This is a genomic window from Lysinibacillus sp. JK80, from assembly GCF_027557635.1.
Lineage (GTDB): Bacteria > Bacillota > Bacilli > Bacillales_A > Planococcaceae > Lysinibacillus > Lysinibacillus capsici.
Genome location: NZ_CP058997.1, coordinates 3,834,857 through 3,850,558 on the forward strand (window position 1 = coordinate 3,834,857; position 15,702 = coordinate 3,850,558).

The window sequence follows — 15,702 nt, forward strand, 5'->3', positions numbered from 1 at the left end:
TGGTACAATAGTTAGGCACTACAATTAAATATATGAATACTTAGACTCAGAGAAATTAATATCGAATAGCTAGACAGCAACGTTAGTTTATGGGACGATTGATATTGCTTTTTAAATAGTAGGCTTATAGAATGAACGATTATCAAGTGGGAAGAGTCTCTCTGTAAATTCTCCCGGTGTCGTTTTACCTAATGCCCTTGTTAACATATTCATCTTTGCATCAATGTTATCGATATAATGCAAAATTTCTGCTTCCTGAATCATAGGTTTTTTCGGGCTACCCCACTCTTCTTTCCCATGGTGTGACAATACCATATGCTGCAACAGCATGACTTCTTCACCTTCAATTTCAAGCTCACTAGCAATCTTAGCAATTTCATTTACCATAATCGTAATATGACCTAATAAATTGCCCTCCACTGTATACATTGTGGCAACTGGGCCTGATAACTCTACAACCTTGCCTACATCATGTAAAATAATTCCAGCATATAATAAGTCACGATTTAATGTTGGATATAGGTCAGCAATGGCTTTACCTAGTTTGAGCATGGAGACCATATGATCTAATAAACCTGATGCATAGTCATGATGATTTTTAGTCGCTGCTGGAAAAACTAAAATAGCCTCTTGATGTTTTTTAATTGCTGCTCTTGTAATCCGTGAGATATTAGGGTTTTTAATGTCAAAGAAAAATTGCGTTAATTCTTCATATAGTTGTTCTTTTGGTGTTGCAGAGGATGGCACTAAATCGTGAATAGCAATTCCTTCCTCTGGCTTAGCAACACGGATAGATTTAATACGCAATTGATTCTTTCCTCTATAGTCATGAATCTCTCCGCCAACACGTACAATGGCTTCCGCATGGTACATCTTTTCATGATCCTCATTCGTATCCCATAGCTTTGCCTCTATATCCCCACTCTTATCTTGTAATATTAGCGACATAAATGGCTTCCCAACGGTTGTAACCCCTTTTGTCGCTTGTTTTATTAATAAAAATTGATCAACTACTTCTCCAACTTGGAGCGTCGTAATCCCTTTCATGTTGACGCCACTCCCCTTTCATTTGCTAATGCTCCTATATCGACAATCTGCTCTTTCTTCCAATAGTTGAGCATTGTGTCATGACAAGTAAAATACAAAATTTGACGTTCATATCCTACTTCTTTCATTAATTGTACCATTTTGTCTGTGCGGTTTCGATCAAAATGGACAAAAGGATCGTCCATAATCATTGGAAATGGAGCAGCGCTCACTAGGGTTTTTGCTAGAGCCATTCGCAATGCAATATAAGCTTGCTCTTTGGTAGCCTGTGACAACTCCACCATTTGATAACGTATTCCTGCAGCATCCTGTGCTACAAAATAACCATCCTCATGAATCGAAATTTTGTCATAGTTTCCTCCTGTTAGTAAACGGAATATAGCATTTACCTCTTCAAGGACATGAGGTAATTTTTCTTCACGAAGACGGAATAGGGTTTCATGAATAGCTGTCGCCACAGCTTTTTTAGTTGCCCACTGCTCAATTAACTGCTGCAATTCCGTTTTCTCCTGCTCAAACTGTTGAAGTAATTGACCATACTTTTCATCATTTAATAGCTGTTCTTTTTCCATTAGCAAAGCAGCACGTTGTTCCAGACATTGATCAATTTCTAGTTGCAATGATTGCTGCTCTTGTTCTAAAGCACATATGCGTTCGCTAACAGAGTCCTCAATCAGATTTTCCTTCTGTTGAAGATCGAGTGAAGATATTTGAGCCTGGACGGTTTGCAATTCAGTCTCAATTTTTCTTCTCTGTTCAAATTGCTCATGCATTTCATAATAAGCCTCTTCATTTTGGATCTTTGCTTCTTTGAATAGCTCGTACATTTCAGCAGTATAACGATCCATTCTTGATTGTCCACCTTCTATTTTTATTTGGACGCTGGCTAGCTGATCTTTTGCATGCTGTGCTTGCTGCTGTTGCTGTTGTGCTTCAAGGTAAGCTGTTCGTAAATGCATATAAATTTCATGTTCATTATAGGCTCCCTCTAAAACCCGTTGAAGCTGCTCATAAATGTTGTTCTTTTCTACCTGCGTTTCTTGCAACAGACTTGAGATACTGTTTCTTTTAGCTGCTAATTCTTGTACACCACGAATACGCATAAATAATTCGGGCATTAGCGATCTGGCTATCGTTCCTTGTAAGCGATAACGCTTTAAAAAATGTTGGAGCGTTTGAGTGGCCTCTTCACTCTCTACCTCCGTTAGTTGAATTTTATATTCAAGAGAAGTATATTGCTGCTCCTTCTCTTTCTGCTGTTCATTGATGTGCAACCAGCGATCTTCATATCTTTGCTTCTTTGCAAGAACTGCTTGTACTGTCAATTCCTCTTGCTCTAACTCCCGTAGGAGGATGTTATGCTCTTTATTAGTAGGTTCATTTGCTTGCTTAACATATCGAATAAACAAAAAAGTTAGCAATGATAAAACTGCTCCAATTAGAATTACAACTATGTTTTTTTCAAATACACCATAAGCAAACGACATGAAGCAAATCAGTAGTACAAGCCAGATAAAGTCATGAGGCTGCTTCTGCTTACTGCGTTGCGATTTGGCAGAACGTAGTTGCTCAAGCCTCCGCTTTTGTTGAGGCCATTGTGCTAAAATATGTTCTTCCTCACTTGTTAATGACTCACGCATTAGCTGTTGCTTTTGTTTGGCTATTGCATCTAATTCTAGGTGTACTTGCTCTAGTGAACGTAGATGAAATTTTAGCTCTTCCTCCGCCTCGTCTAATTTACTTAATTGAAGCTGAAATTGTTGCTCCTGTTGGAGTGAAACTGTTTCGTTCAAAAGATTTTCTTGTGCTTCTTTCTCTGTTACACCTAGTAAACGAAACTGTGCTTCAATTTCTTGTTCGAGCAAAAATAGATCATCCTGTAAATTTTGCTCTTTCACCATTAGCTGATGCCACGTTGCCTCTTTTTGCATAAGGTAAGCCATTTCATTGACCTTTTGCTCATCCACTGTTGCAAGTATTTTCTCCTGCAATATTTGATGCTGCTCCTTTAATTGCATCAGTTGCTGACTTTCATGTAACAGACGATCCTTTACCTGCTCATACCGTCTGATACCCTCTGATGGAAACTGAACATGTTGAAAATTGGTCATTGTCTGTTGCAATGTCTGTTGCTGCTTGAGGAGAGGGAGTGCTTGCTTTTGAATAGTTAATTGCTGCCATTGTTGCTGTTGCCGTTTTTGCGTACCAAATAGCTGTTCTAAATTTTGTTCAAGTAATTGTAATTGCTGTAATTTATCCTCAAAGGTTTGAATCTTCCCCTGTTCCTGTTTAATTGTCCGCTCAAGCTGCTTTAGTTGTTCAATCTTTTGATTAATCAATGGCACTTTACCTGTCTTTTTAAACAGCTCACTAGCCTCTTTATCCATTTTCTTTTCAAGTGCGGATAAATACTGAATACCTGTTGTACCTGAGGCAAGTAGCAAATGGGTTAGCTCCTCTTCAGACATTTTTTCAATACCTTGTAGTTCATGCAGCGAAAAAGAAAAAATGGCTTCAAAGGATACCCTAGAATATCCATATAAAAGCTTTACTAACAACTCATCATGCCCCGTCGTTCCATCCTCTAGGTAGACAGTAACATCACCAGCAGCCTTTCCTTTCACACGTTCAACTGTACATTGACCATAAATAGGGTGTAAAAGTGTCAGCTGACCTCCATATTTCGTTGAAATTTTCGGCTCATATTTGCACTGTATCTGCTGCCTTGTTGGGAAACCAAAAAGCATTTGTAGTATAAACTGCTGTATCGTCGTTTTTCCTGCTTCATTTAATCCATAAAAAATAGTGACACCATCATTTAACGAAATGGAGATATTTTCATGCTTACCAAAGCCATAAATTTGGATTTTCTGTATTGTCAGCATGTAATCACGCCCTTTGAATTTCTTCTGCTAATAATGTCTGTGCACGATGGGTTAAGTTCTCAATATCCTTTTCACTAAGTGGCTCTATCAGCCTCGCACCACCAGCATATTGGTACAAATCTTTTAGAATATCCTTCCATTCATTACTGTTCCATTGTTCCATTAAGCTCACAACGGATTGAGTTGTTGCTGTATGCTCATAAAATCTCGCTGCCTTTTGCAACACCATTTTTTGTACCCAACACATTGGGTCAATACCTTCCTCAGCCTCTCGAATAGTCTCTAACCACGCATCTACTGTTGCATGTTCAAATAAAGCTTCCGTTTGTTCGTCAATATTTTGCAAATGAAGCTCTACTACCGATGCGCCATACTTCTTCCTATTAGCTGTAATAGCTTCTGCACATCTCTTCAATAATTCATTGGCGTGTACCACATTCGTACAATCCACCTCAATGGTGCTATAAACAACAGCAGAGGTAGAGATAAAATCAAGCTCAGTCGATGTTTTGGATAGCGTCACATCATAAAAGCCTTTCATTCCTTGTTCTTTACGATGTCGACTTTGAATATTGCCTGGATAAACAATTGGAGGGTTTTGATGTAAAAGCTGTCGTTTATGAATATGGCCAAGCGCCCAATAATGATAGTTCTTTTCAAGTAACTGTTGTTTTGTAAAAGGGGCATACACATTGTGTGTTGTATTGCCTGCCTCACTGCCATGAAGCATACCAATATGAATGGCATGCTGATCATGTGCAGTTGGATAGCTTTCAATAACGGATTCCTTTAAATGACGTTCAGGATAGCTAAAACCATATATATTCACTTGTTGACCCCGTATTTTTAATTGAACTACACTCGTTTCAGCTGGTAATTCATAGACATTACTTGGTAAAGAAAAGCGTGTCCATGTACCATTTAAATGATCATGATTTCCGTAGCTCACAATGACAGGGATATTGTGTTGAAAAAGCTTCTCCATTGCATCTTGAAATCTTCGTTGTGCTTGCAAGCTACGATTTTCACCATCATAAATATCCCCAACAATTAGTAAAAAATCAGGTTTTTCCTGAATCGCTTTAAGGATAATTTTATCAAACGCTTCAAAAGTGCTTGACCGTATTTTCTTTAAAATGGGTTCGGGTAGACCAAATAAGCCCTTAAATGGACTATCTAAATGTAAATCTGCCATATGGAAAAAACGAATTGCTGACATCCAATCACCTCAAATAGTAGATAATTCTCTCTTTAGTACAAAACCAAAGTAATAATATGTTGTTTATTCAGAACCGAATATTTGTTCTATTTTATCATAACTCATGTTTGATGAAAAATGCTATTACGGAAAAAAACAACATTGCCTTACTTTTTCCACAATTTTCGTAATTTATCAAAAAATTCACTAGTTTTACCGTGAAGTTTATAAATCTTCTATGTATAATAGAAATATATTCAAGTAAAAGGGTGGGGTCTGTATGGAGAATTATCGTTTTACAGCTTTTGAAAAAACAGGGGAAACATTGTTTGATGAAACTTGGACTTTTGAAAATGATGAGGCTGCTAAACTAAATGGACAACAACAAATTGAGGAAAAAGGTGTTGCCGATAAAACTCATCGTCTTGTAAACGCTTCAGGTAAATTAATTTTATTCCATGTTTAGTGGCTAATAAAAGGCACGTAGTCAATGGTTTGCTACGCGCCTTTTATTAATTTTATTTGCCTACAAAGACAGGCGTTCTTTTCTCTACAAATGCATGAATGCCCTCGACATGATCTGTTGTTTTACGCATTGCAGACTGGCCCTCAGCCTCTAATGCTAAGATATTTTCTAGCTGTGGCATATTTTGTGCATGTAGAATTTTTTTCGTTGTAATCATGGAAGAAATCGGGGATGCAAGCATTTTCCCCACCACCTGATCTGCCATTGCAAATACAGTGCCCTCTGGTGCAATATAATCAATTAACCCTGCATCTAATGCTTCTTTTGCTGTTAATACCTTTCCCTCCCATATCATTTGTTTCGCTTTAACAGTACCTACACGCTCCTTCATGAAGAAATGACCGCCCCCATCTGGAATCAGTCCAATTCCAATGAAATTCATAGCAAGTTTACTATTTTCACAGGCTACAATAATATCTGCCCCTAGTGTTAGACTAAATCCTAAACCTGCTGATGCACCATGAACCGCTGCAATCACAATCATTGGTAGCTGATAATATGCCTTCACGATACGTGTCAGATAAACCATTGCCTCATCAATATTCAGTGGTTTGCTTTCATCTAGCATTGCTTTTATATCACCACCCGCAGAAAAGACCTTTCCTTCTCCACGAATAACAAGCACCTGAATATCTTTTTCCTGCTGTAGAGCCTCAAAGCATTCTGCAAGTTCACGCATCATGACATCATCCATTGCATTCATCGCCTGTGGACGATTCAATGTTAAGGTTGCTCGACGCTCTAATTTTTCTAATGTAATCGTTGAAAATTCCATCTCTATAACCCCCAAATATGAATAGTCATTCACTATGTATAATTCGTGTTTTTTTAGAAAACTCCTTCTCTCTAAGCAAAATTGCTCCTGTTATGCTATATTAAAGGACGAATATCGAGATAAAGGTGGTAATGTATTTTGACACAAAAAGACTATCGTGTATTACTTTATTATAAATATATTACGATTGAAGATCCTGAAGCGTTCGCAGAAGAACATTTAGCATTGTGTAAAGAGATAGGGCTTCTTGGTCGTATTTTAGTAGGTTACGAAGGTATTAACGGAACTGTATCAGGTACCATTGAGCAAACAGATGCTTACATGAATCATATGAAGGCAGATGCTCGTTTTAGCGATATGATGTGGAAAATTGATGAGACTGAAGGGCATACCTTTAGAAAAATGCATGTACGTCCTCGTCGAGAAATTGTTCACCTCGGTTTAGAACAGGATATCAATCCGTTAGAAATCACAGGTGATTATTTAACACCTAAAGAATTTATGGAACAGATGCAAGATGACAACACCGTGGTTATCGATGCCCGTAATGACTATGAATATGATCTCGGTCATTTCCGAGGGGCTGTTCGACCAGATATTGAAAACTTCCGTGACCTACCTGCTTGGATGGAGGCGCATAAAGAAGATTTTGCAGATAAAAAAATCTTAACTTATTGTACAGGTGGTATTCGCTGCGAAAAATTCTCTGGTTGGCTAAAACGCGAGGGCTATGGTAAGAGCGTAGGTCAATTACACGGCGGTATTGCTACATATGCGAAGGATCCTGAGGTAAAAGGTCAATTATGGGATGGTCAAATGTTTGTTTTTGACCGCCGTCGAAGTGTACCGATTAATCAGGTGGAACATGTTATTGTTGGGAAGGATTATTTCACCGGGGAGCCTTCTGAACGATACACAAACTGTGCAAACCCAGCGTGTCATAAGTTAATGCTTTGTGAAGAAAAACATGAGGCATTTTACATGCGAAGCTGTTCAGATGATTGTCGCCGTGCAGAACGCAACTTTTTCGTGGAGGAAAACGGTTGGACAAAGGAACAGGTTGAAGAACAAATTGCTAAGATTGCAGAGGTCCAACAATCAAATTGTTAATCCATTTCATAATTTAATCAAGGTGCGCATTGCTGTTGGATTTCTGCTCAAAACTTCAGCATAGTGATCTACTCCAACATTATCAATCCATTTAAAAAGAGCATCGTTCATCAAAACGATGCTCTTCATTCATTTATGCACTTTATCCTTGCCCTAAATAACGCCCTACCTGGCGTCCACTAAATAAACAACCACCAACAAATGTCCCTTCTAAAGCGCGGTAGCCATGGACGCCACCGCCACCGAAACCACTTACTTCACCAGCAGCAAATAACCCAGGAATTGGCTGACCGTCCATGCCCAAAACAGCGCCATTTAAATTTGTTTGTAAGCCACCTAAAGTTTTCCTTGTTAGAATGTTTAAGCGAACAGCAATTAAAGGCCAATTTTTGGTATCTAAAATTTTATGTGGCTTGGCAACACGCACCCATTTATCCCCAATATAATTTCTTGCTCCATGAATAGCGTTTACTTGCAAATCCTTTGTAAACTTATTGTCCATTTCCCGATCTCTTGCCAAGATTTGCTCTTTAATCTTCATGAAATCAAGTAGCTCATTCCCAGCAAGTTTATTCATTCCATCTACAAGTTCCTTTAGATCATGTGCAATCACAAAATCCTCTCCGTGATTTTTAAAAGCTTGGATAGGAGCAGGTGGGCCTGGTAAAATGCGTTTTAGAACATCGCCAATGCTTTTGTTTGTTAAATCTGGGTTTTGCTCCGAGCCAGATAAAGCAAATTCTTTCTCAATAATTTTCTCCGTTAAAATAAACCAGGAATAGTCATAACCTGTTTTTTGAATCGCCTCTAACGTACTGAGTGTATCAAACCCTGGAAAGTTGGGTGCATGAAAACGATTCCCCTCTGCGTCAAACCACAGGGAGGAGGGACCAGGCAATATCCGAATTCCATGGTTGGGCCATATTGGATCCCAATTTCTTAAACCCTCTGTGTAATGCCACATGCGATCACGGTTTACAATGCGTCCCCCAGCATGTTCCGTGATCTCTAGCATTCTTCCGTCAACGTAAGCTGGTACACCACATACCATATTTTTGGGAGGGGTTCCTAATCGAGCCGGCCAATTTTTTCTCACTAAATCAAAATTTGCCCCAATACCACCACTTGCCACAATCACAGCTTTAGCTTCGTAGGAAAATTCACCGATTCCTAATCTCGAACTTTTTTCACCTCGGTTAATAAAGGTTTCAGCTAGCACCGTTCCGCTAATTCCTATAATCTTCCCTTCTTGCTGCACAAATTCATCCACACGATGTCTTGGCTTGAAGTCAATGAATCCTTCTTTCATAGCCTGTTTTACTTTATCTACAAATGGCTTTACAATGCCAGGGCCTGTTCCCCAGACAATATGAAATCTAGGTACTGAATTGCCATGCCCTCCTGCCAATGAGCCTCCCCGCTCTGCCCATCCAACAACAGGAAAAAACTTTATACCTTTTGACTTTAACCAGTCGTATTTTTCACCTGCTGCAAAATCGACATATGCTCTTGCCCATTTATACGCCCAGGAATCCTCATCTTCTAAACGATCAAAGCCTGCAGTTCCTTGCCAATCCTGCCATGAAAGCTCCTTACTATCTTTAATTCCAAGCCTTCTTTGCTCTGGAGAATTTACTAAAAATATTCCTCCAAAAGACCAATATGCCTGTCCTCCAATTGAATTTTCAGGCTCTTGATCTACTAAAAGAACTTTTTTCTTTGCATCGATTAATTCACAAGCTGCGACTAATCCTGCAAGACCAGCACCGACTACTGCAACATCGTACTTCATTCTTACACCCCCAAATCAATCATCCTTAACTAACATTCTTCTCTCACAGTCTGTTTACCTTCTACTTTTTATATTTTTGTCTAAAATGTGACAAACAAAAACGTTCGCTTTCTTAGAACAAATCCATGGATAATTAGCATAAACCCTCTATTTTATTCCATTTAATTCCCATATAATTTTTCATGCTAAAACTACACAGAAACCTGATACTATCGGACTTTTCAAATATCGTTAGCGCTTTCATTGTATTCCCCAAAAAGACGAACGATATAAAAGATTTATATAAATAATATTCGTTTTTAGTTATTTTTCAGACTTTTGAAGTCAGTATTTTTAAAGTTTTTAAGAAATATCGTTGACAAAGGTGAACAATAGGGATTATGATGTTAACAAATTTAATCACAAAAAATATAACGACGGAGACACACTAGTCGCAAGAAAATCCAAAGAGAGCTGATGGTTGGTGCAAATCAGTGATTTCTACGATAATAGTTCCACTCCTGAATAGATAGGCTGAACAACTTAAAAGTAAGCTTATCCGTCTCATGCACGTTACGCATATAGCTAAGACTGCCAGAATAAATTTTCCAGCAGTGATTAAGGGTGGTACCGCGAACCAAAGTTTATACAGCCTTTCGCCCCTTACAACACACTAACTGTGTTTGTAAGGCGTGGAAGGCTTTTTATATTGTCTTCGATTTAGAAAGGAGATTGTTTGTATGCTGTAAGATGTTCGAATTTTACAAATTTCAGACTATCGTAGATAAAGCCATAGCCAATAATGATAAAAAAGGAGCTAATTATAATGACTACTGCAACAAAAACAAGAACTATTAATGTATTTATCGCTGATCCACTAAGTGAGGATGGTATTTTCCCATTACGCCAGGAACAAGATTTAGATTTAAACATTATTGTAGACACAGGTTTAGCACCAGAAGAATTAATCGCTAAAATTGCTGATGTAGATGTATTACTTGTTCGTTCTCAAACAACGGTAACACGTGAAGTAATTGAAGCAGCAAAAAGCTTAAAATTAATTGGTCGTGCTGGTGTTGGTGTCGATAATATTGACCTTGCTGCTGCTACAGAACACGGCATTATCGTGGTAAACGCACCAGATGGTAATACTAATTCAGCTGCCGAACATACAATTGCGATGATGACTTCACTTGCCCGTCATATTCCACAAGCATTTAATACATTAAAAAATGGCAAATGGGATCGCAAATCTTTTGTTGGCGTGGAGCTAAAAAATAAAACTTTAGGCGTTGTAGGTTTTGGTCGAATTGGTGTTGAAGTAGCTTATCGTGCTAAGGGTCAACGTATGAATGTTATGGCATACGATCCTTTCCTAACAGATGAACGTGCCAAAGAATTAGGTGTAACAAAAGCAACGGTTGAAGAAATCTGTGTAGCTGCAGATTTCATTACAGTTCATACACCACTTCTACCTGAAACTCGCAACCTTATTAATAAAGATAAATTTGCGATGATGAAAGATGGCGTACGTATTATTAACTGTGCACGTGGCGGTATCATCAATGAAGACGATTTATATGATGCAATCGTAGCAGGTAAAGTGGCTGGAGCAGCTCTTGATGTATTTGTTTCTGAACCAGCAACAGATCATAAGCTACTGACTTTACCACAAGTTATCGCAACGCCTCACTTAGGAGCATCTACAATCGAGGCACAAGAATCTGTAGCGGTTGATGTATCAAATGACATCATTAAATTTTACAAAACAGGTACTGTAACAAATCCAGTAAACATGCCATCTATACCTAAAGAGCTTCTTGCACAAGTTGAGCCTTTCTTTGAATTAGCTGAAAAACTTGGTTCATTCCTATCACAAGTGACAACAGAGCCAGTCAAAGAAATCAACCTATCTTATGCTGGAGAAGTAGCAAACTATGATGTTCGTCCATTAACTTCAAATGCGTTAAAAGGTTTACTGTCTAAAAATCACGGTAATCATGTCAATGATGTGAATGCTCGTTACTTATCTGAACGTATTGGTATGAAAATTAATGAGCACAAAACAACAACAGCAAAAGGCTTTACTAGCTTAATTACTATTGAAATTATTACTGCTAACGAAACACACACTGTAGCGGGTACACTATTAAACGGTTTAGGTGCACGTATTGTAAAAGTAGAGCACTATGTTGTAGATGTCATTCCACAAGGCCACCTTCTTTACATTAAAAATACTGACAAACCAGGTGCAATTGGCCGTGTAGCAACAAAGCTTGCAGAAAAAGAAATCAATATCGCAACAATGCAGGTTGGTCGTGCGCAGGTTGGTGGTACAGCGGTTATGATGTTAACGGTTGATAATGTTGTAACAGAAGAAGATTTAGTTTTTGTGGCACAGCTTGAAAACATTGATGAGGTAAAAGCCATTAACCTATAATTAATAATAACAAGAAGCAGGGAGTCTCTACTCTCTGCTTTTTATTTTGGGAAAATGATACTTTTCTATGAGTTCTTCGTCTTTAAAGAAAAGGAGGTGTTCAGCTTGAACATAGAAGAAATATTTTACTTACATAATCACACCATTTTTAAATACTTATATTACTTACTAAATGATGAAAAATTAGCGGAGGATTATACACAGGAAACCTTTGTCCGTTATTTGAACCATCACCAAACAATAAAAGAAGGAGCCGATCTCGCTTGGTTGCGGTGCACTGCACGTAACCTTGCCTATGATCATTATCGTCGGAAAAGGATTATTCAGTTTGTCCCTTTTTTACAACAGCATGAAGAACAAGCGTCACCTTCTCCTCATCAATGGCTGATGCAACGAGAAGATGCCAAGATACTGTATCTTGCAATTCGAAAACTAAAAATTACCTATCGTGATGTGATTATTCTGCGCAAAATAGAGGGGCTTTCCATCGAAGAAACCTGCGCTATTCTTGGCTGGAATGAGGGGAAAGTAAAAAACACATTAAAACGAGCACTCATCGCATTAAAAAAACAGCTAGGAGGTGAGATGGATGAAGAATGATAAGAAGACATGGCAACACTTAGATGATTTAATGTTATCTGATCAGCAGGAGAAAAAAATATTACGCAATATGATAGAGCCTTCAGTAATTAATAAACAATTATCAAAAAGTAAATGGAAAATCCCTTCTGTAACATTGCTATTTATAGTAGTTCTTTCTTTATTAATTTTAACTTATGTTCAACGTTCGACTGATTCTTCTACGACAATGGATTCCTCCAAAGCCATCCAACGAGTCTACTTAAAGGAGAATTTGAACAAGGAAACCTTTATAGCAAAGGATTCTTGCCTTTATGTTCCTCAGCAATGCTATGCTCATTCAAAGGCTATCACACAGCTACAACAGAATTGGGACAACGCTTCTCCTATAACAATATCCGCTAGTCAATGGAAAAGTGGTACTATCTATGATATTTTGATTCTCTATAATGACCGTACACAAGAGAAATGGAAGGTACTCAATAACAAGATTTTCTTCAATGTTGAAACCCAGCAAGCCTTTCTGATTGAGGAATCAATTGACTCTCTACGCTATTTTTATGATGAGAAGCGGTCGACGAAACTTATTTTAGGGAACATTTTCATCCTACTTATGCATTTCATCCTATGGATTGCTAAAAAAAGAATGCCTTATACAGAACGTCGCTTTTTCGCTGCAACAGTTGAGCATGCTATTGCCAATGCCATCATGCTCGTGTTGTTTGGAGGTATTTCATTTGGTATCTATCTTGTCCACCATACAATTCATGCAACAATTATTTATGGCCTTTTCTCACTCTACTCCTTTATGCAAATCTATTATCGTAAAAAGGCTGGTGAACCTAAGGGTTACTTAATTGCTAGCGCTCTTGTTCAGCTTTGTATAGCGATAGCTTTTACATGTTTATACCTTGGACTGAATGTCTATTTTTAATAAAAAAATGTACTGACTCCATGAAGGGTCAGTACATTTTTATACTATAGCTTATTTACAAGCTCCAACAACGCTGTCAAAGAGTCCACCTCATAGGTAGGTGTCACAGCCCCGTTGGCGATATTGTTTTCACGATTAATCCATACATTGCGCATTCCCACACGAGATGATCCTAAAATATCAGTATTAAGATTGTCGCCAACCATAATTGCCTCGTCCGCTGTAATACCTGCTTTCTCCATCACATACTCAAAAATAGATGCGTCCGGCTTACCTTTACCAAAGTCACCTGAAATAATAATATGATCAAAATATGGGGCAATTTTTGGTGTGATTTCTAGCTTTAAATTTTGCAAACTTGGTGCGCCATTTGTAAGCAATACAAGCTGATATTTTCCTTTTAATTCATCTAACACTGCAAAAGTATCTTCGTATAAAAATGGCGCTACTTTACGCTCGGCTACAAACCGCTCTCCTAGCTCCTCTCCAAACGCTGTATCTTCAATACCAAGAGCAGCTAACCCTTTTGTCCAAGCCGCTGCACGATAGCTAGGAACAATTTCCTTCATTTTTTGGAAGGAGTCCGTCGAGTCGTCAAACGTTCCCCAAAGTCCTTCAAATGGATTGATACCAATTAATACCGTATAATCATATGTTTCATAACTCTCATATAAAGCACGTGCCTCTCTGCGAACAGCTTCCTCTAGCTCAGTAGGATTCACATTATGTACTGTTGCTGCATAGTCACATGTTTTTTCAAATGCAGTTTTGACTGATTTTTTATCCCATAGTAGTGTATCATCTAAATCAAAAATAATTGTATTTATCGACATTTTTGTCCGCTCCTAGCTCCCGATTAATACTACTATTTTAGCATATTTTCAAAATATTTAGGATAACAATTTAAGTACAATTCCTGTATCTAAAAACAAGCTGTACGTCAAATCTTCACAGCTTGTCATGTATTAATTATTTTTATTTCGTAAACGATTCATTAAACTCTGAAGGTCTGCTCTTTTTTGCTGTGTTTCTTCTTTTAAAATTTCAATATGGTAAATACCATCTTTTTCTTCTATCTGAACACGATCACCTACTTGCACAGGCTTGTTCATGGCTGACTGTGAAATAATGAGTTGTTCCTCTTCTGCTGGAAACTTTAAGAAAACCGCATAGCCATCTTCAATACGGTCCAATGTGTATTTACTCAAGCTCACTTACAAGTTCCCCTTTCTCATTCCGTAATTGCGCAGCATCTCCAGCATTTAACCAAATTTGTTTAGTTGTCCATTTCAAATAATTTTGCCCTTCCCGTGCATTGGTTCCACTAGTAATATAAATCGTTTTCCCTGGCTGTAAAGAAAGATTAGGGAAGTTATAAACTTGATGCCCTTCAATTGAAATAAGCTGCCAATCTTTTAAAGATACTGCGTGTTGTCCACTATTTTTAATTCCTACAATTTCAGTAACAAGATCCTTGCTAACGATTTCAATAGCTGTTGTCGGTTCTTCTTTAGATAGTATATTACCAGTTTCTACACTAGAAGTTTCCTTACCGTTCACCGTATAGTTTACCCCATCTGTGGACACCGTAATCGTTCCTAAATCCGCGGTGGCATATATTTTACTACCAATAGCCTGCAAACGGTCCACAATTTCTGCATGTGGATGTCCATACTTATTATCCTCTCCATAACTTAATATCGTGACCTCTGGTTTTACAGCCTGAATGAACTCCTCTGAGCTACTTGTGTTAGAGCCATGATGTCCAGCTTTTAAAACTGTTGCTTTCACATCATACTGCAACATTTCCTTTTCTAATGCCACTCCCGCATCTCCTGTCAATAAAAAAGAGACATTCCCATAAGTCATTTTTAAGACAATGGAGGCATCGTTATTGTCTGTAGCCTGATCATTGGCATTTAAAACTTTCACATTTACATCCTTATCAAATTCGATATCATCGCCGATTTTTGGCACATGATAAGGAATATTTTTTTCATCGATACGTGTCAGCATCTCTTCAAAGGTTTGCGATGTATGTACTTTTCCCGAATCATAAAATTGCTCAATCGTCATGTTATCTAATACAGGAATAAGCCCTCCAATATGATCAGCATCTGGGTGTGTTGCTACTACAATATCAAGCTTATTTATCCCAAGTTCTTTTAAATAAGAGACAATCTGTTGCCCTGCGCCCTTCACTCCCCCATCTATAAGCATCGTTTTACCACTTGGTGATTCGATCAGTATAGAATCCCCTTGTCCTACATCAATAAAATGAACCTGCATTTCATGACCAGCTGTTACAGGAATTTTCTCTGTCTTGACTGCCTCGTTACAGCCGGCTAATAAAAAAAGACAAAGGAGTAATACCTTTATTATTTTTTTCATCTACTAACTTCCTTTCTATTTTCCTATTATACAAAAAGAGAGCTAG

General features: G+C 38.0%; 13 protein-coding genes and 1 other annotated feature. Of the genes, 5 read left to right on the forward strand and 8 right to left on the reverse strand.

The window, feature by feature from the left end; all coding sequences use genetic code 11:
* Positions 1–111 precede the first annotated feature (111 nt).
* From yhaM to HXV90_RS19260, 3 genes are read right to left on the reverse strand one after another with little or no spacing between them, the layout of a single operon-like run.
* The gene (gene yhaM, locus HXV90_RS19250; protein WP_048391758.1) at positions 112–1,047 is read right to left on the reverse strand and encodes a 3'-5' exoribonuclease YhaM; all 936 of its coding nucleotides are present in this window, start codon (positions 1,045–1,047) and stop codon (positions 112–114) included.
* On the reverse strand, positions 1,044–3,932 hold the full coding sequence (locus HXV90_RS19255) for an ATP-binding protein (protein WP_269897826.1): 2,889 nt from the start codon (positions 3,930–3,932) through the stop codon (positions 1,044–1,046). Before HXV90_RS19255 ends, yhaM begins: the two co-directional genes overlap by 4 nt.
* Positions 3,933–3,936: 4 nt before the next feature.
* A complete protein-coding gene (locus tag HXV90_RS19260) occupies positions 3,937–5,151 on the reverse strand; it encodes a metallophosphoesterase family protein (protein WP_269897827.1) in 1,215 nt (404 codons plus the stop codon).
* Positions 5,152–5,410: 259 nt separating this feature from the next.
* Here HXV90_RS19260 and HXV90_RS19265 point away from each other — a divergent pair, with 259 nt between their 5' ends.
* Positions 5,411–5,596, forward strand: coding sequence for a YhzD family protein (locus HXV90_RS19265; protein WP_036075853.1), 186 nt, complete (start codon positions 5,411–5,413; stop codon positions 5,594–5,596).
* Between the two features lie 52 nt (positions 5,597–5,648).
* Here HXV90_RS19265 and HXV90_RS19270 read toward each other — a convergent pair whose 3' ends face one another.
* On the reverse strand, positions 5,649–6,431 hold the full coding sequence (locus tag HXV90_RS19270; protein ID WP_048391764.1) for an enoyl-CoA hydratase: 783 nt from the start codon (positions 6,429–6,431) through the stop codon (positions 5,649–5,651).
* 138 nt (positions 6,432–6,569) lie between these two features.
* Here HXV90_RS19270 and trhO point away from each other — a divergent pair, with 138 nt between their 5' ends.
* A complete protein-coding gene (gene trhO / locus HXV90_RS19275; RefSeq protein WP_066037074.1) occupies positions 6,570–7,541 on the forward strand; it encodes an oxygen-dependent tRNA uridine(34) hydroxylase TrhO in 972 nt (323 codons plus the stop codon).
* Positions 7,542–7,683: 142 nt separating this feature from the next.
* Here the strand turns inward: trhO and HXV90_RS19280 are convergent, their stop codons facing one another.
* Positions 7,684–9,333: an FAD-binding dehydrogenase gene (locus HXV90_RS19280; protein ID WP_269897828.1), complete on the reverse strand. Its 1,650-nt coding sequence runs from the start codon at positions 9,331–9,333 to the stop codon at positions 7,684–7,686.
* A gap of 404 nt (positions 9,334–9,737) precedes the next feature.
* Positions 9,738–9,979 (forward strand) — a binding site (T-box leader).
* A 159-nt stretch (positions 9,980–10,138) separates the two neighbouring features.
* Between HXV90_RS19280 and serA the strand changes: the two genes are divergently transcribed.
* The 3 genes from serA to HXV90_RS19295 all read left to right on the forward strand — a co-directional run bounded on the left by serA (position 10,139) and on the right by HXV90_RS19295 (position 13,265).
* Positions 10,139–11,752 (forward strand): phosphoglycerate dehydrogenase, encoded by a 1,614-nt coding sequence (serA, locus tag HXV90_RS19285; protein WP_269897829.1) that lies wholly within the window; start codon positions 10,139–10,141, stop codon positions 11,750–11,752.
* Positions 11,753–11,848: 96 nt separating this feature from the next.
* The gene (locus tag HXV90_RS19290) at positions 11,849–12,352 is read left to right on the forward strand and encodes an RNA polymerase sigma factor (RefSeq protein ID WP_233732853.1); all 504 of its coding nucleotides are present in this window, start codon (positions 11,849–11,851) and stop codon (positions 12,350–12,352) included.
* Complete coding sequence (locus tag HXV90_RS19295) at positions 12,342–13,265, forward strand: hypothetical protein (RefSeq protein WP_269897830.1); 924 nt, start codon at positions 12,342–12,344, stop codon at positions 13,263–13,265. Before HXV90_RS19290 ends, HXV90_RS19295 begins: the two co-directional genes overlap by 11 nt.
* Positions 13,266–13,309: 44 nt before the next feature.
* On the opposite strand, the gene HXV90_RS19300 is transcribed toward HXV90_RS19295, so the two are convergent.
* From HXV90_RS19300 to HXV90_RS19310, 3 genes are all read right to left on the reverse strand, one after another.
* Positions 13,310–14,098, reverse strand: coding sequence for an HAD family hydrolase (locus tag HXV90_RS19300; RefSeq protein WP_269897831.1), 789 nt, complete (start codon positions 14,096–14,098; stop codon positions 13,310–13,312).
* 132 nt (positions 14,099–14,230) lie between these two features.
* Complete coding sequence (locus HXV90_RS19305) at positions 14,231–14,479, reverse strand: DUF3006 domain-containing protein (RefSeq protein WP_048391776.1); 249 nt, start codon at positions 14,477–14,479, stop codon at positions 14,231–14,233.
* The gene (locus tag HXV90_RS19310; RefSeq protein ID WP_048391779.1) at positions 14,466–15,656 is read right to left on the reverse strand and encodes an MBL fold metallo-hydrolase; all 1,191 of its coding nucleotides are present in this window, start codon (positions 15,654–15,656) and stop codon (positions 14,466–14,468) included. The genes HXV90_RS19305 and HXV90_RS19310 overlap by 14 nt, the downstream gene beginning before the upstream one ends.
* Between the last annotated feature and the right edge of the window lie 46 nt (positions 15,657–15,702).